Here is a 20,693-nt window from a genome sequence, read left to right as displayed (position 1 = left end):
CCCGAGGCACGGTCACGGGTGCCCGGCGGCCGGTCCCGCCCCCCGCCCGACGGTGTCGGAACCGGGACCGGCCGCCGGTGCCGGGTCAGCTGCGGAGCGGGCCCTCGCAGCTGTAGCTCGACGTGCCGGCCTTCCGGTTGTCCCAGATCTCCACCGGGCCGAAGGAGCAGTTCATGTCGGCGAGGTTGTTGGAGGCCGCGCCCGCCCGGTCGAGGAGGAAGTAGTCGACCGTCTCCGACATGTCCTTGAAGTTCTGGTCGCCACTGCGCCAGTCCTTCAGGTTCGCGGTGATCCGCCCGGTACAGGTGAACCGGCGCTTGCCGGGGTCCCCGTTCTCCACGCAGTCCGGCGTGTTGTACGTGGCCGTCGCGAAGGACGACTTCACGTTCGCGAGCGCGGAGTCGCGCAGCTGCCCGTTGGGCGTGAAGCTGGTGTTCGGCACGAACAGCTGGTCCACCTTGGCGATCTGCGCGTCCAGGAAGCGGTCGTAGTCGCGCTGGAGGTAGGTGTCCGCGCCCGTGCGGTGGCGCCAGGCGTCGTACGCCGCGACGTCGTTGTTGCGCAGGTGCGTGTACATCTCGCGCAGCAGCGAGGGCTTCTCCGTCCACAGGAACTCGAAGAAGGTCCCGGCGTAACTGTAGAAGCGGAAGCCGTCGCCGTCGTACGTGGCGTTCAGCAGCTGCTCGACCGACATGCGGGGGCCACCGCCGGCGGTGTCGCCGATGATGCTCTTGACCAGGGACTTGCGCACGGCGATGCCGTTGTCGCGGGTGGCGCCGTCGAAGAACTCGGCGGTCCCCTCGTCCATGGCGGTCGTGCGGTCGCCCTCGTACCAGGGGCCCTCGCCGAAGAAGCCGGGGACGGCGAAACGGCCGTTGAGGTAGTGCGTGTACTCGTGCCGGAAGAGCTCTTCGAGGGTGAGGGAGGAGTCCTGCGGGACGCGCCGCTGGTAGGTGTAGAAGGTGGCGCCGTTCTCGATGTAGATGCCGCCGTTGTTGGTGCCGTAGCCGGTCAGGATCGGGTGGTAGTTCACGTAGTCGGCGCGGGAGGCGTACAGCACGATGTTCAGCGTGCTGTTGGGGTCTCCGGCGAGCGGCTGGTCGGTGCCGAGCACCCGGTGGAACTGCGTCTTGACCTGCTTGCTGGCGTAGTACAGCTGGTCGACGGTGGCCCGGTCGAGGGCGGTGCGGACCTTGATGGCGCCGTTGTCGTAGGTGTAGGTGTTCGGGAACAGCTGCCGCTCGATGTCCTCCTTGCACACCCCGTACGGCTTGCACGCCTCGTAGAAGTTGAGCCAGGAGACGACCTTCGCCCACTGCTCGCTGCCGTCGCCGAACGTGGACCGGGCCGTCGGGAGCAGCGCCCCGAGGTCCGCGACGGTCTGCTCCTTCAGGGCCGGGACCTGGCCGAAGCGGCCGTACTCGCCGAGGGCGTCGCGCGCCACCCAGGCGTTGGCGGTGTCCTTGAGGTGGCCGTACGAGGCGAAGGCCTTGAAGACGGCGCGGTACGCGGGGTCCGCCGCGACCGCCGCCTGGAAGGCGGCGTCCTGGTTGCCCGGGTACACGCCGAGGTAGTTCACGGAGAGGGCGGCCAGGGCCGCGCCCGCCCAGGCCGCGTCCTTGTGGGTGGCGGGGTGGGACGGGTCCATGGTGGCCAGGACCTGCTTGATCAGTCCGAGTTGGTGCTGGCGCAGGCCGGGCGCGCTGCCGGCGTAGAGGGCCTCTCGCAGGGTGCGGGCGTTGGAGGCGGTGACGTCGAAGGTGCGGGCCGCGGCACCGAAGGCGGCGATGGCCCGGCGCATGGCGTCCACGGTCGGGGCGTCGGTGACGTCGATCTCGGAGCGGGAGTAGTCGTGGTACACGACCGCGTGCAGGTACGTGAACATCTCCTCCAGGTGGGAGGAGTTGCGGCCGTCGTGGGAGGCGGCCAGCGAGGATATCCGCCGCGACACGGCCTGGACGTGCGCATCGGACATGACCGGGGCCAGCCGGGCGTCCCAGGTCCAGATCAGCCCGCGCAGGCAGCCGTCGGCGAGGACGGCCTGGTCGCCGAGGAAGTCGGCGAACTGCTCGGGGGACAGGCCCGTGATCCCGTCGAGGGTGCAGGGCACGCCGGCGGCGAGGGTCCGGCCGGTGGGGGCGGCCTGGGCGGTGGCCTTGCGGCTCTTCTCGGTGCGCTCGGCGGGCGCGGCGGCGGCCGTGGCGGCTCCGGGGGTCCGGCCGTCGGCGGCGGTGGCGGCTGCGGAGCCGGTCGCGGCGGCCCGGTCGGCGCCGGGGGCCCGATCGGGCGCGGGGACGGCCTCCTTCGGGGAGGCCATGCGGTCGACCTCGTCGAACGGGTTCGCGCCCGGCGCCCCACCGGTGAAGGCGGCCGGGGCGGCGGCGGCCGGCGCCTCGGCGGGAGCGGCTGCGGCCCGCCCGGCGGCCTGCGTGACGGCCTGGCCCGCCGTCGCGAGGAGGGTGACGGCAACGGCGGCCGAGAGGAGGGACGTACGCACAACTCTGTGCTGTGACACCAAGGACTCCTGTGGGGAGGGGCGGTGGGGGACATGGCGCGCAAGGGGGTGCGTGGTGCGAAAGGGCGAAAACTGCGCCGTGTTTCGTGAACTGCGCTGTGACACACGGCGTTTGACGGGGATTAACGCGCCGCAGTGTGAGCTGTAACATAGTAATGTGAAATTGCACTGACAAGACCTGTGCGCCCACCAGTTCGCGTCTTCCCGAGGGAGCCCGACGTGTCCGACGCATCCCCCCGCCTCCACACCGGCAGCCACGACCTGCCGGTATCCCCCGAGTTGTCCCGCTTCATGGCCGGGGACTGGGCCGCCTCACCCCTGCCCGACTCGGTGCGCGTCCCCGCCCACGACGTCACCCCCGCCCGCCGCGCCCGGCTCTCGGCGCGCTTCCCCGGAGAACGCCTGATCGTCCCGGCCGGCGAGCTCAAGGTCCGCTCCAACGACTGCGACCACCGCTTCCGCCCCCACAGCGCGTACGCCTGGCTCACCGGCCTGACCGGGGAGGACCAGGTCGGCCACGTCCTGGTGCTGGAGCCCGCGGGCCCGCACGGCCACGAGGCGGTGCTGTACCTGCGCCCCCGCTCCCCCCGCACCGGCGGCAACGAGGAGTTCTACCGCGACCGCCGCTACGGGGAGTTCTGGGTCGGCCGCCGCCCCGACCTGGCCGAGGCCGAGCGCCTGACCGGCCTGCGCTGCGCCCACCTGGACACCCTCGGCAGCCCCGAGGGCCGCAACGCCGCCACCGACCCCCAACTGGCCACCGTCCTCTCCGAGCTGCGCCTGGTGAAGGACGCCTGGGAGGTCGGCCAGCTCCAGCTCGCCGTCGACCACACCACCGCCGGCTTCGAGGACGTCGTACGGGCCCTGCCGCGCGCCCTCGCGCACCCGCGCGGCGAGCGGTGGATCGAGGGCGTCTTCGACCTGCGCGCCCGGGCCGAGGGCAACGGCACGGGCTACGACACCATCGCCGCGTCCGGCGCCCACGCCTGCGTCCTGCACTGGATCCGCAACGACGGCCGGCTGGACCGGGACGAACTGCTGCTGCTCGACGCGGGCGTGGAGACCGACACCCTCTACACGGCGGACATCACCCGCACCCTCCCGCTGTCCGGGCGCTTCTCCCCCGTCCAGCGGCAGGTGTACGAACTCGTCCTCGCCGCCCAGGAGGCCGGAATCGCCGCGCTCCGCCCGGGCGCCAGCTTCCGGGACTTCCACCGGGCCGGCATGCGGGTGATCGCGGAGGGGCTCGCCGAATGGGGCGTGCTCAAGAACGCGGCGGGCGACCTGCACCGGCGGTACACCCTGTGCAGCAGCGGGCACATGCTGGGGCTGGACGTGCACGACTGCGCGAAGGCGCGGGCCGGGACCTACCTGGACGGGGTCCTGGAGGAGGGGCAGGTGCTCACGGTCGAGCCGGGCCTCTACCTCCAGCCCGACGACGAGACGCTCCCGCCGGAGCTGCGCGGCATCGGGGTCCGCATCGAGGACGACCTGGTCGTCACGGCGACGGGCGCCCGCCTGATGTCGGACGCCCTGCCGCGCACGGTGGCGGGCATCGAGGAGTGGATGGGGAACCTGCTGGAGGGCTGACGCCCGCCCGCCACGGCGGGCGCGCGTACGGGGTGAGTACGGGCGGCGGTGCGAACCGTGCGCCGCCCCCTCACCCGGTGGCCGGCCCGCCGCGGGCGCGGGCGCGCCGGACGGCCTTGCCGAGCTCCCACAGGACCAGCAGGGCGAGGGCGGCCAGCACGGCCCACCCGAACTGCCGGAGGGTGAGCTCGGTGGTGTCGAGCAGGCGCCGGAAACCGTCCATCTGGGTGGCCATGACCGCCAGGACCAGCTCCCCGAGGGCCGCCCAGTTCATCTGCTTGCTGTCGAAGGTGCTGGTGGTCAGCGCCGAGTCCGTCTCGCTGCGGCACTCGTAGGCGGCCACGATCAGGCAGAGCGCGAAGGCCGTGAACGCGATGGAGTTGCCCACCTGGGCGCTGCCGTAGCGCTCCTGGCCGAGCCGGATCAGCGTGAGCAGGGCGAGGGTGAGGGCCAGCCCGGCGAGCCCGACGGTGAGCATCAGTCGGCCCGTCAGCACCGTCTCCCCGCGCGGGCGGGGGACCCGCCGCATCAGGCCCGGGGTCTCCCGGTCGAAGCCGAGGGCGAAGCCGAAGGGCGCGTTCACGACGAAGTGGATCCACAGGACCTGCGGGGGCGTGAAGGGCTCGCCGGCTGCGATGTCGAACAGGGCGGCGCCGAGGAAGGTCAGGACGAAGGTGACCAGCAGGACCAGGACGAAGCGGATGTACTTGGTGAGGTTGTCGTAGAGCTTCCGGCCCTCGGCCACGGCGTGGATGATCGTGGCGAAGTTGTCGTCGGAGAGGATCATCCGGCTGGCGTTCCTGGCGACGCTCGTGCCGCTGCCCATGGCGATGCCCATGTCGGCGGCCTTGATGGCCGGCGCGTCGTTGACGCCGTCGCCGGTCATGGCGACGACCTCGCCCTTCTTCTTGAGGACGTCCGCGAGGAGCACCTTGTGCTCGGGGGCGACGCGGCCGACGACGCCGATCCCGTCGATCCGGTCCAGCTGCTCCTGCTCGGGGAGGGCGGCGAAGTCGGCCCCGAGGACGGCCTCGCCGGGGATGCCGAGCTGGCGGGCGATGGCGGCGCCGGTGGTGACGTCGTCGCCGGTCACCATGCGGACCCGGATGTGGGCGGCCTGGGCGTCGGCGACGGCCGCCCTGGACTCCTCGCGCGGCGGGTCCACCATGCCGACCAGGCTGACCATGTGCAGGTCGGTGACGAGGGCGAGCAGGTCCGCGTCCGGGTCGAAGTCCGCCGGATCGTGGTCCGCCGGGTCGAGGTCGCGGACGGCGGCGGCCATCACCCGGTACCCCTCGGCGGCCAGCCGGTCGATCTGCTCCTGGGCCCGGCGGTTCAGGTCCTCGTCCCAGGGGACGAGGGTGCCCGCGGCGAGCGCGGTGGTGGCGCGTCCCATGACCGCGGGGGCGGCGCCCTTGACGAAGCAGCGGACCACCTTGCGCCCCGAGGTGTCCTTGGCCTCGTGGAAGGTGGCCATCAGCTTGTAGGTGGGGTCGAAGGGGAGGGTGGCGAGGCGGGGCAGCCGCTCCCGGGTCTCCTCGACGTCCAGTCCGGCCTTGTGGCCGAGGACGAGCAGGGCGCCCTCGGTGGGGTCTCCGACGACCTCGCCGCCCACCAGTTTGGCGTCGCTCGCGACCACGTAGGGCAGTACGGCGTCCTCGATGCCGGCGGAGGTCCCGGCGGCGTGGTGGACCTTGCCGTCGAGGCGGTAGCCGGTGCCGGACACGGTGTACCGGTCGGTGGGGCTGATCACTTCGACGACGGTCACCTGGTTCATCGTCAGGGTGCCGGTCTTGTCGGAGTTGATGGCCGAGGTGAACCCGAGGGTCTCGACGGACGCCAGCTCCTTGACGATCGCGTTGCGCCGGGCCAGGTTGAGGCTGCCGACCGAGAGGATCACCTGGCTGACGGTGGGAAGCGCCTCGGGGATCGCGGCGATGGCGAGCGAGACGGCGCTGACGAAGAGCAGGTCCCAGGCCTGGCCGCGGCTGCGGCCGAGCACGAACATGACGATCATGGTGAGGCCGGCGGCCCCGGCGATCCAGAGGGTGAGCGTGTTGAGTTCCCGGGTGAGCGGCGACTGCTCCCGCTTGGTCACCGAGAGCAGACCGGAGATCTTGCCGAGCTCGGTACCGCTGCCCGTGCCGGTGACGACGACGAGGCCGCTGCCGTGGGTGACCGGCGTGTTCATGAACGCCATGTTCGACTGGTCGCCCGGCCCGAGGGGTTCGGCGGGGAGGGTGGCCGCGTCCTTGGCCGCCGGGGTGCTCTCGCCGGTCAGGGCCGACTCGTCGATCTGCAGGGCGCTGGCCTCGACGATCCGGCCGTCCGCCGGTACCTGGTCGCCAGCCGCGATCAGCACCACGTCCCCGACGACCAGCTGTTCGGCGGGGATCTCCGATTCCGTGCCGTCGCGCCGGACCCGGGCCGTCGCCTTCATCATCGACTTCAGCGAGTTCATGGCGCTCTCGGCCTTGCCCTCCTGGCGCAGGCCGACGACCGCGTTCAGCAGGGTGAGCAGGACGAGCAGGATCGCGGTGTTCCACTCGCGGATCAGCGCGGACACGACCGCCGCGGCCACCAGGATGATCTGCATGTAGCTGCGGTACTGGTCGAGGAAGCGCAGGAAGCCCGGCTTCGGCTTCTCCTCGGGCAGGGCGTTCGGTCCGTCGGCGGCGAGCCGTTCGGCCGCCCGGGCCGCGGGCAGCCCGACCGCGGTATCGACCCCGCAGCGGGCCGCGACGTCCTGCGGGGACCGCGCGTACCAGGCGCCTGGGGCGCCCTCGTCGCCTGCCGGTTCCGGCTGGGCCGTCATCCTCGTACCTCCGATCCGGAACCGGGGCTACTTCCGGTGCTTCTTCTTGCGGCCTCTTCCGGACCCGGAGTCGGAGCCCTCCTGCTCCAGCTCCCGCCGGGCGGTCATCAGGTCCCTGCGGGCCTGCTCACCGACCGTCGGGTACTGCGGGTCGATCTCCATCAGCGCGTGCCCGAGGATGGCCGCCGCGCAGATGCGGGCGAACCACTTGCGGTCGGCGGGGACGACGTACCAGGGCGCCCACTCGGTGCTGGTCGCGGAGAGCATCTCGGAGAACGCCTGCTGGTACGCGTCCCAGTAGCGGCGTTCACGGACGTCGGCGGAGGAGAACTTCCAGTTCTTCTCGGGCAGGTCGATCCGGCTGAGGAAGCGCTGGCGCTGCTCCTCCTTGGAGAGGTGGAGGAAGACCTTCACCACGCTGAAGCCGTTCTCGACGAGGTGCCGCTCCCAGTTGTTGATCTCCCGGTAGCGGCGCTCCCAGACGCCCGGGTCGCGGCCCTCCTCCGGCAGCCGCTGGCGCCGGAGGTACTCGGGGTGCACGCGGACCACGAGGACCTCCTCGTAGTGCGAGCGGTTGAAGATGCCGATCTCGCCGCGCCGGGGCAGCCGGCACTGGTAGCGCCACAGGTAGTCGTGGTCGAGCTCCTCCTCCGAGGGCACCTTGAAGCTGCTCACGCGAACGCCCTGCGGGTTGACCCCGCTCATCACGTGCCGGATGGTGCCGTCCTTGCCCGCGGCGTCCATGGCCTGGAGGCAGAGCAGCACGCCGCGCGAGTCCTGGGCGGCCAGTCGCGCCTGGAACTCGTCGAGCAACTCAACCCCCTCGGCCAGCAGGGCGACGCCCTCCGCCTTGGTCAGGTCGGCCTTGTAGCGGGGGTCGAAGTCCGCGGCGAGGTCCACCGTGGACCCGGGTCGGACGCGCAGCGGTTCGATGAACCGCGCGATGCGCTGGGCTCGCTTCTCCGCCATCGGTACCCGTCCCTCCGGTCCGGCAGTACCTGCAACGTTCGGCAGGGAAGCGGCCCGCGGCAAACGCTGGGGGCCGTTCGGGGGATGGGTTGGGGGGATGGGGTGGGCCGGGGGTGCACAGCACTGCGGGCGGCCGCACCGGCAGCCGCCCGCAGTCCCGTCATTCACTCATCTCTAACGCCAGTACCAGTCCCACCCTGCCCGGTCGTTCCAGAAGCCCCGGTCGTTCCAGTTGCCCCGGTCGTTCCAGTGGCCCCGGTGGTCGTTCCACCTGCCGTCGCCGCCGCGGCCCCAGTCGTTCCAGTTGTTCCAGCACCAGTCGCGACCCCAGCGGTCGCAGCAGTCACGCCAGTCGCGCCAATCCCGCCAGTCGCCCCAGCGCCCGTTGCCGCGCCAGTCGTCGCACCTGTTCCAATTGCCGTTCGGGCTGGTCTGCGGGGCCTGAACGGCCGGCTGGGTCTGGGAAAGCCCTGCGGCGAAAGCACCGCTCACGGGTGTCAGGCCGAGCATTACGCCAGCGGCGCCTGCAACGACCGCCGCAATGATCCCACGGCGCATAGTCATGCACCTCCGAGCATTGTTGACGAAAGCTGACACAAAGGTCATTTCCACCCTCCCTCGTCCCCCGCCGCATGTCAAAAGCGCAGCTGAAAAGCCCGGTGCGAACTGGAACTTCCCACCATGCGGAAAGGGCTACCGACGGGTCGGCCGGTCGTCGAGGACGGCGATACCGTCCAGTTCGACCAACGCGTCAACGTCCCAGAGGCGGACGATGCCGACCACCGCCATCGCCGGGTAGTCGCGGCCCGCCAGGCGCCGCCAGATGCGTCCCAGCTCGGAGGCGTGGGTGCGGTACGCGGCCACGTCGACGGCGTAGACCGTGACCCGAACCAGGTCGGCGGGGGTGCCGCCGGCCGCGGCCAGGGCCGTCAGCAGGCCGGACAGGGCCCGCTCGAACTGCTCGGGCAGGGTCGCCCCGACCACCTTGCCCGCGGTGTCCAGCGCGGTCTGCCCGGCCAGGAACACCAGCCGGGACCCGCTCGCGGCCACGGCGTGGGAGAAGCCCGCCGGCGGGGAGAGCTCCGCCGGGTTGATGCGCTCCAGGCTCACCGGTACAGCTCCCGCGCGATGATCGTGCGCTGGACCTCGCTGGCGCCCTCGTAGATACGGGGCGCCCGGACCTCCCGGTAGAGGTGCTCCAGCAGGTGGCCGCGCTGGAGGGCGACCGCCCCGTGCAGCTGGACCGCGTGGTCGACCACGTACTGGGCGGTCTCCGTCGCCAGCAGCTTCGCCATCGCCGAGCGGCGCGGCACGTCCGGCGCACCGGCGTCGTACGCACCCGCCGCCGCGTAGACCAGCAGCCGGGCGGCCTCGGTCCGGGTGGCCATCTCGGCCACCCGGTGCCCCACCGCCTGCAGGTCGCCGAGCACGCCGCCGAAGGCGGGCCGGCGCGCCGTGTACGCCAGGGTCGCGTCCAGCGCGGCCCGCGCCATGCCGACCGCGAAGGCCCCCACGCTCGGCCGGAACAGGTTCAGGGTGGCCATCGCCACGGCGAAGCCGCGGCCGGGCTCGCCCAGCAGGTCCTCGGGGCCGACCGGGACCCCGTCGAAGACGAGCTTGCCGATGGGGTGCGGGGAGAGCATGTCCAGGGGTTCGCCGGTCAGGCCGGGCCGGTCGGCGGGCACCAGGAAGGCGGTGACCCCGCGGGCGCCGGGCGCCTCACCCGTTCGGGCGAAGACGGTGTAGAAGTCCGCCTCGGGGGCGTTGGAGATCCAGCACTTCTCCCCGCTCAGCCGCCAGCCCCGCCCCGACCCCGACCCCGATCCCGGCCCCGACCCGGCACCGGCACCGGCACCGGACCCGCCGCGCGGGCCGTCGGCCTCGGCCGCCAGGGCCAGCGCCGCCGCGTCCGAGCCGGCCCCCGGCTCGCTCAGCGCGAACGCCGCCACCGCCCGCCCTGCCCGCACCTGCGGCAGCCAGCGCTCCCGCTGCGCCGCCGTGCCCGAAGCGAGCACGGGGTGCGCGCCGAGCCCCTGCAGGGCGAGGGCCGTCTCCGCCTCCGTACAGCCGTACGCGAGGGACTCGCGCAGCAGGCACAGCTCCAGGGCGCCCGCGTCGAAGACCCGCTCCAGCAGGCCGAGCTCCCCCAGCTCCGCCAGCAGGAGCCGGTTGACCCGGCCCGGCTCCCCCTTGTCGGCCAGCGGCCGCAGCCGGGTGGCCGACAGCGCGCGCAGCCGCCCGCACCACTCCTCTTGTTCTGCTCCGAGCGCGAATCCGTTCATGCGAACATCCCCGGTTCTATCGCGTCCTGTTGACTGCCGTCACCATCACGATACGCTCCTGGCAGTGCCTCCCGGCCGCGGCCGGGAGGGTCCGCACGGCCGGCTCCACCCACCTCGGTCCCCCGCCGGGGCCCGCTGCCGTCGCAAGGGGGCGAACCCGCCTTGGAGCTCAAGCCTTCCGCCCACGCCGACACCTTCGCGCGTGACCACCTGCCGCCGCCCCACACCTGGCCGCGGCTGCTCTTCGAGTTGCCCGAGCTGGCCTACCCGGACCGGCTCAACTGCGGGGCCGAGCTGCTCGACGCCACCATCGACCGGTTCGGGCCGGACCGTCCCGCCTTCCACACCGGCACCGGAGAGGTCTGGTCCTACGGGGAGCTGCGCGACCGGGTCGACCGGATCGCCCACGTCCTCACCTCCGACCTGGGCGTCGTCCCCGGCAACCGGGTACTGCTGCGCGGGCCCACCGGACCCTGGCTCGCCGCCTGCTGGCTCGCCGTGCTGAAGGCGGGCGCGGTCGCCGTCACCGTCCTGGCGCAGCAGCGGGCGCAGGAGCTGGCCACCGTCTGCGCGATGGCCCGGGTACGGCACGCGCTGTGCCACGCGGACGTCACGGACGACCTGGCCAGGGCCGGGGTGCCGGACCTGCGGATCACCCCGTACGGCAGCGGCGACCCCCGCGACCTGCTCCGGCTCGCCGAGCGGCACGGGGCGCCGTACCCCGCGGTGCGGACCTCCGCCGACGACGTGGCCCTGATCGCCTTCACCTCCGGCACCACCGGCCGCCCCAAGGGCTGCATGCACTTCCACCGCGACCTGCTCGCCGTCGCCGACACCTTCTCCCGCAGCGTGCTGCGCCCCCGGCCCGACGACGTCTTCGCGGGCAGCCCGCCGCTCGGGTTCACCTTCGGCCTCGGCGGCCTGGTCGTCTTCCCGCTGCGCGCCGGCGCCTCCGCGCTGCTGCTGGAGCAGGCCGGGCCGCGCACCCTGCTGCCCGCGCTGGCCCGGCACCGGGTCACCGTCCTGTTCACCGCCCCCACCGCCTACCGGGCGATGCTGGACACCCTGGGCCCGTACGACGCCGGGGCCTACGACCTGTCGGCGCTGCGCCGCTGCGTGTCGGCGGGCGAGAACCTGCCGGCCGCCACCTGGCACGCCTGGTACGCGCGCACCGGGCTGCGGATCATCAACGGCATCGGCGCCACCGAGCTGCTGCACATCTTCATCTCCGCCGCCGACGACGAGATCCGCCCGGGCACCACGGGCCGCGTGGTGCCCGGCTGGCAGGCCCGGATCGTGGACGGCGACGGGCGGCCCGTCGCGGACAACGAGCCGGGGCTGCTCGCCGTGCGCGGCCCCGTGGGCTGCCGCTACCTGGCGGATCCGCGCCAGGAGGAGTACGTGCGGGACGGCTGGAACCTGACCGGCGACACCTACGTACGGGACCCGGAGGGCTACTTCCGCTACGTCTCCAGAGCCGACGACATGATCATCTCGGCGGGCTACAACATCGCCGGCCCGGAGGTGGAGGAAGCACTGCTGCGCCACCCGGACGTGGCGGAGGCCGCCGTGGTGGGCCGCCCCGACGAGCGACGCGGGCAGATCGTGGTCGCCTACACGGTGCCGCAGCAGGGGGCCACCCTGTCGGAGGACGCGCTGCGGGCCTTCATGCGGGCGGAGCTGGCCCCGCACAAATGCCCGCGGGCGTTCGTCTTCCTGTCCTCGTTGCCGCGCACGGCGACGGGGAAACTGCAGCGGTTCCGGCTGCGCGATCTACAGTGAACTCGTGGCCGAGCAGCACACCCCGCGATCCCTGATCGTCACCTTCTACGGCGCCTACGGGCGGTCCTTCGAGGGCCCGGTGCCGGTGTCCGCGCTGGTCCGCCTGCTGGGCGCGGCCGGAGTGGACGCCCCGTCGGTCCGCTCGTCGGTGTCCCGGCTCAAGCGGCGCGGCTTCCTGCTGCCCGCGCGGGCGGCGGACGGCTCCGCCGGGTACGAGCTCTCCGCGGAGGCCCGGCAGCTGCTGGACGACGGCGACCGGCGGATCTACGGCGACCGCGTCACCCGCGGCACCGGCGAATGGCTGGTCGCGGTGTTCTCCGTGCCCGAGCAGGAGCGGGCCAAGCGGCACCTGCTCCGCTCCCGGCTGGCCCGGCTCGGCTACGGCTCGGTCGCGCCCGGGGTGTGGATCGCCCCGGCCCACCTGTACGAGGAGACCGGGCACACCCTGGACCGGCTGCACCTGACGGGGTACGTGGAGCTGTTCCGCGGCGAGCACCTCGGCTTCGCGCCGACCGCCGAGGCGGTGGGCCGCTGGTGGGACCTGACGGCCCTGGCCAAGGAGCACGAGGAGTTCCTCGACCGGCACGAGCCGGTGCTGCGCGCCCTCCAGCAGGGCGGCTCCCCCCGTCCGGAGGAGGCCTACCGCGACTACCTGCTCGCCCTGGACAGCTGGCGCCGGCTGCCGTACGCCGATCCGGGGCTGCCGCACGACCTGCTGCCGTCGGACTGGCCGGGCGACCGGGCGGCGGCGGTCTTCGCCGAGCTCCACTCGCGGCTGCGGGACGCGGGGGCCCGCTTCGTGGAACCGTAACGGGCGGGGCCGGCGTCCCGACGGGACGTGACCACAAACGATCTTCCTCCGGAAGCCTCCGGCCCCGCACCGCAGGCCCGGCCGCCGCAGGCCCCGCATCCGCAGGCCCCACCGCCCGGATTCGGGCCGCCGGTCCCCCCGCCGCACCTGCTCCCGCCCGCCGCGGCGGCACGGTCGGGGAAGTGGCCGCGCATCCGGTCCGTGGTCGCCGTGGCACTGCTCGGCGCGGGCGCCGGCTACGTCGCCCACGTGCTCGCCGCCAACGCCCGCGCCTACTGCGACGCGGGCTGGGAGGCGGGTGGGAAGTTCGAGATGTTCTTCCAGATGGTGGGGCTCGTCCCGGGGTGTGCGGTGCTCGCGGTGGTGGTGTGGCTGCTCGCCCGGCGGGTGCACCCGACGGCGGGGGTGGCGGCCGTGCTGCTGGTCCTGGGGGTGGTGGTCGTCTGGTACTTCGCCACCCAGGGCACCCTCGACGGCTACCGCGGGGATTCGGGGTTGTGCGGGCCGGACAACGTGCCGCCGTGGTGGCCGGGCTGGCTGCCCTCCTGAGACCGGCCGGGGGGCCGCTGAAACCGGATGCGGGGTGGCCGGGCCGGGCTGCATCATGCGGGGCATGACGTGGACCTTCACGCACGACCTGGCGGCCTGGCGGGCCGCGGCGGGCCCGGCCGTGGCCGCCGACCCGGTGTCCAACACCCTGCTGCTGACGGTGGCCGGCGGGCTGCACCGCCGGGGCATGCAGGCGTACTCCGCCGGCGAGCCGGTGTTCGGCTGGTGGACCGGCGCGGACGGCGCCGTGGCCGGCGGGCTGCTGTGGACGCCGCCGTACCCGCTGCTGCTGGGCACCGTGCCGGACGAGGCGGTGGCGGCCCTCGGCGAGGCGCTGCACCGGGAGCCGCTGCTGAGCGGGATCGGCGGGTTCAACGCGCGGCTCGCGCACGGACGGCGGCTGGCGGCGGCCTGGGGGCGGCCGGTCGCCGAGCGGGAGGTGATGCGGCTGTACCGGCTCGGCGAGCTGGCGGACCCGGACCCCGCTCCCGCCGGGCGGGCCAGGCCGGCCGCCGAGGCGGACCTGCCGCTGGTGCGGGAGTGGTTCACGGCGTTCGCGCACGAGATCGGCGACCCGGTGGCCGTCGACGCGGTGGTGCGGGACCGGATCGCCGGCAACGGCGTCCTGCTGTGGGAGGACGGCACGGGCCGGCCGGTGGCGCTGGCCGCGTTCAGCCCGGCGGAGGGCGGGGCCTCCCGGATCGGCCCGGTGTACACGCCGCCGCAGGACCGGCGCCGGGGATACGCGGCCGGGGTGACGCACGCCGCGGTGGGGGCGGCCCGCTCGGCCGGGGCGGCGGAGGTGCTGCTCTTCGCGGACACGGCGAACCCGACCAGCACCGGCGTGTACCTGAGGCTCGGCTTCCGGCCGGTCGAGGACCGGGTCCTGGTGCTGGCCGGATGACCGGCCGGGGCGGCCCGGACGCGGCCGGCGGTGCGGCGGCTCAGCCCTTGCCGGTCGGGGGCTTGCGGCTGCCCGCCCGGTAGGGGGCCGGCCAGGGCGCGGCGGGGCCGCGGTAGTCCTGGTCGGCGGCCGCGTGCAGGGTCCAGTGCGGGTCGTAGAGGTGGGGGCGGCCGATCGCGCACAGGTCGGCGCGGCCGGCCAGCAGCAGGGAGTTGACGTCGTCCCAGGAGGAGATGGCGCCGACGGCGATCACGGGGACGCCGAGCGCGTTGCGGATCCGGTCGGCGTACGGGGTCTGGTACGAGCGTCCGAACTCGGGGGCCTCGTCGGCGACGACCTGGCCGGTGGACACGTCGACGGCGTCGGCGCCGCGGGCGGCGAAGGCGGCCGCGATGTCCACGGCCTCCTCCGGCGTGGTGCCGCCCGGCGCCCAGTCGGCGGCGGAGAAGCGGACGGTCATGGGCCGGTCCTCGGGCCAGACCTCGCGGACGGCGTCGAAGACCTCCAGCGGGAAGCGCAACCGGTTCTCCAGCGGCCCGCCGTAGGCGTCGTCGCGGTGGTTGGTCAGCGGGGACAGGAACCCGGACAGCAGGTAGCCGTGGGCGCAGTGCAGTTCGAGCAGGTCGAAGCCGCAGTCGGCGGCCCGGGCGGCGGCCGCGGTGAACTCGCCGCGGATCGCGGTGAGGTCGCGGCGGGTCAGGGCGCGCGGCACGGGTGAGACGCCGGGCCGGTACGGCAGTGCGGAGGCGGCGACCACCGGCCAGTTGCCCTCCGGAAGGGGGTCGTCCATCCCCTCCCACATCAGCCGGGTGGAGCCCTTGCGGCCCGAGTGGCCGAGCTGGACGCCGAAGGCCGTGCCGGGCGCCGAGCTGTGCACGAAGTCGACGATCCGCTTCCAGGCGGCGGCCTGCCCTTCGGTGTACAGGCCGGTGCAGCCGGGGGTGATCCGGCCCTCGGGGGACACGCAGACCATCTCGGTCATCACCAGGCCGGCCCCGCCGAGGGCCCGGGAGCCGAGGTGGACGAGGTGGAAGTCGCCCGGGGTGCCGTCCCCGTCGGCGGCCGAGTACATGTCCATCGGGGAGACCACGACACGGTTGCGCAGGGTCAGGCCGCGCAGCCGCAGCGGGGTGAACATGGGCGGGGTGGCGTCGTCGGGGCAGCCGAAGTCGCGTTCGACGGCGCGGGTGAACCGTTCGTCGCGCAGCCGCAGGTTGCCGTGGGTCACCCGGCGGCTGCGGGTGAGCAGGTTGAAGGCGAACTGCCGGTCGGGCTGGTCGACGTAGCCGGCGAGTTCCTCGAACCAGCGCATGCTGGCGGCGGCCGCGCGCTGCGTGGAGGCCACCGCGGGCCGCCGCTCGGCCTCGTACGCGGCCAGGGCGGAGGGGACGTCGGGCTCGGCGGCCACGGCCTCGGCGAGGGCGAGGGCGTCCTCGACGGCGAGTTTGGTGCCGGAGCCGATGGAGAAGTGCGCGGTGTGCGCGGCGTCGCCGAGGAGCACCACGTTGCCGTGGGACCAGTGGTCGTTGACGACGGTGCGGAACGCCGTCCAGGCGGAGCGGTTGCCGTGCAGCGGCCGGCCGCGCAGGGCCTCGCCGAAGAGCTTGGCGCAGCGGGCGGCCGATTCCGTCTCGTCGCACAGATCGAAGGCGGCGGCCCGCCAGACCTCCTCCCGCATCTCGACGATCACCGTGGAGGCGTCCGCCGAGAACGGGTAGGCGTGCAGCTGCATGATTCCGTGCTCGGTCCGGGCGATCTCGAAGCGGAACGCGTCGAAGGCGAAGTCGGCGGCCAGCCAGATGTACCGGCAGCGTCCGCTCGTCAGCGTGGGCCGGAAGTGCTCGGCCCCGCTCTGCCGGGTCGGGCTGTGCACCCCGTCGGCGGCGACGACCAGGTCGTACGAGGCCGCCAGGGCTTCGGCGGGCGGTGCCGGGGTGCGGAAACGGAGGATGACGCCGAGGGCGGTGCAGCGCTCGTGCAGGATCTGTAGGAGCCGGCGCCGGCCGAGGGCGGCGAAGCCGTGGCCGCCGGAGGTCAGCATCCGGCCGCGGTGGACGATGTCGATGTCGTCCCAGCGGACGAACTCGGCGCTGAGGGCGGCGTGGACGGCGGCGTCGGCGCGTTCGATGCCGCCGAGGGTCTCGTCGGACAGCACCACACCGAAGCCGAAGGTCCGGTCGGGGGCGCTGCGCTCCCACACCTCCACCCCGTGGCCCTGCCGGGCCAGCAGCGCGGCGGCGTACAGTCCGCCCGGTCCCCCGCCGATCACCGCGACCCGGAGCGGGTCCGTACCGCGCTGCGCGACGGGCATGGCGCTACCTGCCCTTCCACTCCGGCGGCCGCTTCTGGGTGAAGGCGGCGTGGAACTCGGCGTAGTCCCGCCCGTTCATCAGCAGGGCCTGGGTGTTGGCGTCGAGTTCGACCGCGGCGGCCAGCGGCATGTCGAGCTCGGCGGTGAGCAGCGCCTTGGTCTGGGCGTAGGCGAGGGCGGGGCCGGCGGCGAGGCGGGCGGCGAGTTCGGCGGCCCGCGCGTCGGCCCCGCCCTCCTCGGTGAGTTCGCTGAGCAGGCCGATGCGCTCGGCCTCGACGGCGTGGACGGGCTCTCCGAGCATCAGCAGCCGGGTGGCGTGGCCGAGGCCGACGACGCGGGGCAGCAGGTAGGCGGCGCCCATGTCGCCGCCGGAGAGGCCGACGCGGGTGAAGAGGAAGGCGAAGCGGGCGGTGGGGTCGGCGATGCGGAAGTCGGCGGCGAGGGCGAGGACCGCGCCGGCGCCGGCGGCGACCCCGTGGACGGCGGCGATCACGGGGAAGGGGCATTCCCGGACGGCGCGCACGACCTGGCCGGTCATCCGGTTGAAGTCGAGGAGCTGGGCGGTGTCCATGGCGAGGGTGGCGCCGATGATCTCGTCCACGTCGCCGCCGGAGCAGAAGCCGCGTCCCTCGCCGCCGAGCACGAGGGCGCGCACGGAGCGTTCCCGGGAGAGTTCGGCGAGGAGGTCGCGCAGGTCTGCGTAGGCGCCGAAGGTGAGGGCGTTGAGCTTCTCGGGGCGGGTGAGGGTGACGGTGGCCACGCCGTCCTGCCGGGTCACCCGCAGGTGGCGCCACCGCTGGGTTGCCGGGGTGGAACCGATGAAGGGGCTCACGGGAACGACGGTATCACCGCATCCTGACTTCCGTCACAGAAGCGCGATATCCGGAGGGGGGCGGGCACCCGGCCGGACGATCAGGCGGCCGGCCGGGCGAGGGTCGCGACGAGGACGGCCTTGATGGTGTGCAGCCGGTTCTCCGCCTCGTCGAAGACGACGGAGTGCGCGGACTCGAACACCTCGTCCGTGACCTCCAGCGAGTCCAGCCCGTGCCGGGCGTGGATCTCGCGGCCGACGCCGGTGCCCAGGTCGTGGAAGGCCGGCAGGCAGTGCAGGAACTTCACGTCCGGGTTGCCGGTGGCGCGCAGCACGTCCATCGTGACGGCGTACGGGGCCAGGGCGGCGATCCGCTCGTCCCAGACCTCCTTGGGCTCGCCCATCGAGACCCAGACGTCGGTGGCGACGAAGTCCGCCTGGGCGACGCCCTCGGCCACCTCCTCGGTCAGCGTGATCCGGGCGCCGCTGTCGGCGGCGAGCTCGCGGGCCCGGGCGACGACGTCCTCGGCGGGCCAGTAGGCCTTCGGGGCGACGATGCGGACGTCCATGCCGAGCAGGGCGCCGGTGACCAGGTAGGAGTTGCCCATGTTGAAACGGGCGTCGCCGAGGTAGGCGAAGGCGGTGCGGTCCAGCGGCTTGGCGCAGTGCTCGGTCATGGTGAGGACGTCGGCCAGCATCTGGGTGGGGTGCCAGTCATCGGTGAGGCCGTTGTAGACGGGCACGCCGGAGTGCTCGGCGAGCGCCTCGACGATCTCCTGGCCGTCGCCGCGGTACTGGATCGCGTCGAACATCCGGCCCAGCACGCGGGCGGTGTCCTTGACCGACTCCTTGTGGCCGATCTGGGAGCCCGCGGGGTCGAGGTAGGTGGTGTGGGCGCCCTGGTCGGCGGCGGCGACCTCGAACGCGCAGCGGGTGCGCGTCGAGGTCTTCTCGAAGACCAGGGCGATGTTCCGGCCCGCGAGGCGGCGCTGCTCGACCCCCGCCTTCTTGGCCGCCTTCAGCTCGGCGGCGAGCTCGACCAGGCCGCGGAACTCGGCGGCGGTGAAGTCGAGCTCCTTGAGGAAACTGCGGCCGACGAGGTCGGTGGGCATGGCGGCACTCCAGGGTCACGTGACGGGGAATGCTGGAAGTCTATACGACGGTATGCATTCATATACAGACCTTGTTTTCCCGCCCCGCACCATCGTCCCTCGTCAGGCGCCTCCGGGCGCACCGCGGGCCGCCGTACGGGTCATACGGGATCCCGCTCCACCGGGCAGCTCATGCACCGCGGACCGCCCCGGCCCCGCCCGAGTTCGCTGCCCGGGATCTCGATGACCTCGATGCCCTCCTTGCGCAGGTGCGTGTTGGTCGTCACGTTCCGCTCGTACGCCACGACCACCCCCGGCTCCACCGCCAGTACGTTGCAGCCGTCGTCCCACTGCTCGCGCTCGGCCGAGTGGACGTCCTGCCGGGCGGTCAGCACGCGGATCGAGTCCAGCCCGAGCGCCTCGGCGATGGCCCGGTGCATGTGCTCCGGCGGGTGGTCGCTCACCTTCAGGTCGTGCGCACCGACACCCGGCTCGATGGTGTACGAGCGCAGCATGCCCAGCCCCGCGTACTGGATGAACGTATCTCCGTCGACCATCGTCATCACGGTGTCCAGGTGCATCAGCGCCCGGCGCTTGGGCATGTCGAGCGCGACGATGGCGGTCGCCGACCCGGCGGCGAACAGGCCGCGTGCGAGCATCTCCACCGCCTGCGGGGTGGTCCGCTCGCTCATCCCGATCAGGACCGCCCCGTTGCCGATGACGAGCACGTCCCCGCCCTCGATGGTCGAGGGGTAGTCGGCCTGCCCCTGCGACCAGAAGTGGAAGGCGCCCGAGGCCGTGAACAGCGGGTGGTGCCGGTAGATCGCCTCGAAGTGCACCGTCTCGCGCTGCCGGGCCGGCCAGCGCATCGCGTTGATCGACACCCCGTCGTAGATCCACGCCGAAGTGTCCCTGGTGAACAGGTGGTTGGGCAGCGGCCTCAGCAGGAAGTCGTCCAGCTCCATGGCGTGGAAGCGGACCGAGACCGGTTCGGTGTGCCGCTCCAGGTACTCGCGCTTGGTCATGCCGCCGACCAGCGCCTCGGCGAGGTCGGCCGACGCCAGCCCGTCGAACACCGCGCGGAGGTGGTCGGTGGCGAGCGGCCCGTACTCCTTCTCGTCGAAGACCCGGTCGAGGACGAGGTGTCTCGCCTCCGGGATGTCCAGGGCCTCGCGCAGCAGGTCGCCGAAGAGGTGCACCTCCACACCCCGGTCCCGCAGCACGTCGGCGAATCCGTCGTGCTCCTGGCGGGCCCGGCGCACCCACAGCACGTCGTCGAAGAGCAGTGCGTCCTTGTTGCTGGGTGTGAGCCGCTTCAGCTCCAGGTCGGGCCGGTGGAGGATGACGCGGCGAAGCCGTCCGGCCTCGGAGTCGACATGGAATCCCATGGCGTACACGTTCGCAGACCGGACGGCTTTTTGACGTGGCGTTGGCTCAGGAGGCCCCGGCGGACCACGGGTCGCCCTGGTTCACTGCAGACCGAGCAACGCGGTCGGCGCCCCGACCAGTTCCGGGCCGGTCAGGCCCAGCTTGGGCAGGGTCGCGTTCGGGATGCCGTGGTTGCTGCCGTCGGGCATCGTCAGCGGGGCCCCCAGGACCACGCCGGGGGTGCGGGCGACCAGGTCGGTGGCCGGGGCCTCCAGCGCGCCCTCGCCGTCGGTCGCGGGGTCGCCGAGCAGGTTCGGGACGGGCGTGCTGACCAGCGTGCGGCCGAGCTCGGCACCGACCGGCACGACCGGCACGACCGGGGTCGGCAGCAGGTCGCCGGAGTGGTGGCGGACCTCCGGGGCGCCGACGACCGGCAGCGGTACACCGGTGCCCACGCGCGGCGTCTCCACGCCCAGCGTGGTCTTCACCGCTTCCAGCGGGACGTCGACCGGCACCGCGTCGGCCGCCGCCGGGCCGGCCGCGCCGGCGGCGGCGATACAGGTCATGAGCGCCGCAATGCTTCCGCGCGCGGTCATCTTCATAAGTGCTGTTCCGTCCTTCCAGGGTCGCGGACGTTCCGCTGCCCTGGATGAACGATCCCGCCCGCGGTTTCCCCGGCGTTCCCCCGGAAAGTTCCCCCATACGACCTAATTCGGGGCCCTACCGGGGCACGGGCTTTACGCGCCCCGGCGCACCCGGTCGCGGCCGGCGCACCCGCTCGCGCCGGGGGGGGGGGGGGGGGAGGGGGGGGGGGGGGGGGGGGCGCCCCCCAGTGAGCAAAAAGGGGCCCGCATCGTCGAACCTCCACCGGACGTCCCTCACCACCCCCCTCTTC

General features: G+C 73.3%; 16 protein-coding genes. 5 read left to right on the top strand and 11 right to left on the bottom strand.

The window, feature by feature from the left end:
• Positions 1–85: 85 nt before the first annotated feature.
• Complete coding sequence (locus ACZ4VL_RS33480; protein ID WP_468207685.1) at positions 86–2,515, bottom strand: collagenase; 2,430 nt, start codon at positions 2,513–2,515, stop codon at positions 86–88.
• Positions 2,516–2,734: 219 nt separating this feature from the next.
• On the opposite strand from ACZ4VL_RS33480, the gene ACZ4VL_RS33475 reads away from it, so the two are divergent.
• Complete coding sequence (locus ACZ4VL_RS33475; protein ID WP_468207683.1) at positions 2,735–4,105, top strand: aminopeptidase P family protein; 1,371 nt, start codon at positions 2,735–2,737, stop codon at positions 4,103–4,105.
• Positions 4,106–4,175: 70 nt separating this feature from the next.
• Here ACZ4VL_RS33475 and ACZ4VL_RS33470 read toward each other — a convergent pair whose 3' ends face one another.
• The 5 genes from ACZ4VL_RS33470 to ACZ4VL_RS33450 form a co-directional block, all read right to left on the bottom strand.
• Positions 4,176–6,920 (bottom strand): cation-translocating P-type ATPase, encoded by a 2,745-nt coding sequence (locus tag ACZ4VL_RS33470; protein ID WP_468207680.1) that lies wholly within the window; start codon positions 6,918–6,920, stop codon positions 4,176–4,178.
• A gap of 27 nt (positions 6,921–6,947) precedes the next feature.
• Positions 6,948–7,889: a polyphosphate kinase 2 family protein gene (locus ACZ4VL_RS33465; RefSeq protein WP_468207676.1), complete on the bottom strand. Its 942-nt coding sequence runs from the start codon at positions 7,887–7,889 to the stop codon at positions 6,948–6,950.
• Positions 7,890–8,063: 174 nt separating this feature from the next.
• Positions 8,064–8,381 carry a hypothetical protein gene (locus ACZ4VL_RS33460; protein ID WP_468207673.1) on the bottom strand — a complete coding sequence of 106 codons (318 nt, stop codon included), beginning with the start codon at positions 8,379–8,381 and terminating at the stop codon, positions 8,064–8,066.
• 201 nt (positions 8,382–8,582) lie between these two features.
• A complete protein-coding gene (locus tag ACZ4VL_RS33455; protein ID WP_468207670.1) occupies positions 8,583–8,999 on the bottom strand; it encodes a RidA family protein in 417 nt (138 codons plus the stop codon).
• The gene (locus ACZ4VL_RS33450) at positions 8,996–10,171 is read right to left on the bottom strand and encodes an acyl-CoA dehydrogenase family protein (RefSeq protein WP_468207667.1); all 1,176 of its coding nucleotides are present in this window, start codon (positions 10,169–10,171) and stop codon (positions 8,996–8,998) included. The genes ACZ4VL_RS33455 and ACZ4VL_RS33450 overlap by 4 nt, the downstream gene beginning before the upstream one ends.
• A gap of 162 nt (positions 10,172–10,333) precedes the next feature.
• On the opposite strand from ACZ4VL_RS33450, the gene ACZ4VL_RS33445 reads away from it, so the two are divergent.
• The 4 genes from ACZ4VL_RS33445 (at position 10,334) to ACZ4VL_RS33430 (ending at position 14,217) form a co-directional block, all read left to right on the top strand.
• Positions 10,334–11,953, top strand: coding sequence for an AMP-binding protein (locus tag ACZ4VL_RS33445; RefSeq protein ID WP_468207664.1), 1,620 nt, complete (start codon positions 10,334–10,336; stop codon positions 11,951–11,953).
• A gap of 4 nt (positions 11,954–11,957) precedes the next feature.
• Entirely contained in the window at positions 11,958–12,764 is an 807-nt protein-coding gene (locus ACZ4VL_RS33440) for a PaaX family transcriptional regulator (protein WP_468207661.1), read from the top strand.
• 27 nt (positions 12,765–12,791) lie between these two features.
• Positions 12,792–13,313 (top strand): hypothetical protein, encoded by a 522-nt coding sequence (locus tag ACZ4VL_RS33435; RefSeq protein WP_468207658.1) that lies wholly within the window; start codon positions 12,792–12,794, stop codon positions 13,311–13,313.
• 64 nt (positions 13,314–13,377) lie between these two features.
• A complete protein-coding gene (locus ACZ4VL_RS33430) occupies positions 13,378–14,217 on the top strand; it encodes a GNAT family N-acetyltransferase (RefSeq protein ID WP_468207655.1) in 840 nt (279 codons plus the stop codon).
• Positions 14,218–14,257: 40 nt separating this feature from the next.
• Here the strand turns inward: ACZ4VL_RS33430 and ACZ4VL_RS33425 are convergent, their stop codons facing one another.
• The 5 genes from ACZ4VL_RS33425 to ACZ4VL_RS33405 form a co-directional block, all read right to left on the bottom strand.
• Entirely contained in the window at positions 14,258–16,528 is a 2,271-nt protein-coding gene (locus ACZ4VL_RS33425) for a bifunctional salicylyl-CoA 5-hydroxylase/oxidoreductase (protein WP_468207652.1), read from the bottom strand.
• Between the two features lie 4 nt (positions 16,529–16,532).
• Positions 16,533–17,360 carry an enoyl-CoA hydratase family protein gene (locus ACZ4VL_RS33420; protein WP_385805420.1) on the bottom strand — a complete coding sequence of 276 codons (828 nt, stop codon included), beginning with the start codon at positions 17,358–17,360 and terminating at the stop codon, positions 16,533–16,535.
• An 80-nt stretch (positions 17,361–17,440) separates the two neighbouring features.
• On the bottom strand, positions 17,441–18,451 hold the full coding sequence (gene argF / locus ACZ4VL_RS33415; RefSeq protein WP_468207649.1) for an ornithine carbamoyltransferase: 1,011 nt from the start codon (positions 18,449–18,451) through the stop codon (positions 17,441–17,443).
• Between the two features lie 140 nt (positions 18,452–18,591).
• Positions 18,592–19,818 (bottom strand): arginine deiminase, encoded by a 1,227-nt coding sequence (locus tag ACZ4VL_RS33410; protein WP_468207646.1) that lies wholly within the window; start codon positions 19,816–19,818, stop codon positions 18,592–18,594.
• Positions 19,819–19,899: 81 nt separating this feature from the next.
• On the bottom strand, positions 19,900–20,400 hold the full coding sequence (locus ACZ4VL_RS33405) for a hypothetical protein (RefSeq protein ID WP_468207644.1): 501 nt from the start codon (positions 20,398–20,400) through the stop codon (positions 19,900–19,902).
• Positions 20,401–20,693 lie beyond the last annotated feature (293 nt).

The sequence above is a fragment of the Streptomyces sp. NPDC029014 genome, assembly GCF_055564695.1.
This window is presented reverse-complemented; position numbering and strand designations above follow the sequence as displayed.

Bases quoted from the DNA above. Each gene is read 5' to 3' on its own strand.
- ACZ4VL_RS33470 (WP_468207680.1), bottom strand. From the start codon at position 6,920: ATGACGGCCCAGCCGGAACCGGCAGGCGACGAGGGCGCCCCAGGCGCC.
- ACZ4VL_RS33465 (WP_468207676.1), bottom strand. From the start codon at position 7,889: ATGGCGGAGAAGCGAGCCCAGCGCATCGCGCGGTTCATCGAACCGCTG.
- ACZ4VL_RS33450 (WP_468207667.1), bottom strand. From the start codon at position 10,171: ATGAACGGATTCGCGCTCGGAGCAGAACAAGAGGAGTGGTGCGGGCGG.
- ACZ4VL_RS33430 (WP_468207655.1), top strand. From the start codon at position 13,378: ATGACGTGGACCTTCACGCACGACCTGGCGGCCTGGCGGGCCGCGGCG.
- ACZ4VL_RS33425 (WP_468207652.1), bottom strand. From the start codon at position 16,528: ATGCCCGTCGCGCAGCGCGGTACGGACCCGCTCCGGGTCGCGGTGATC.
- argF (WP_468207649.1), bottom strand. From the start codon at position 18,451: ATGCCCACCGACCTCGTCGGCCGCAGTTTCCTCAAGGAGCTCGACTTC.
- ACZ4VL_RS33410 (WP_468207646.1), bottom strand. From the start codon at position 19,818: ATGGGATTCCATGTCGACTCCGAGGCCGGACGGCTTCGCCGCGTCATC.
- ACZ4VL_RS33405 (WP_468207644.1), bottom strand. From the start codon at position 20,400: ATGAAGATGACCGCGCGCGGAAGCATTGCGGCGCTCATGACCTGTATC.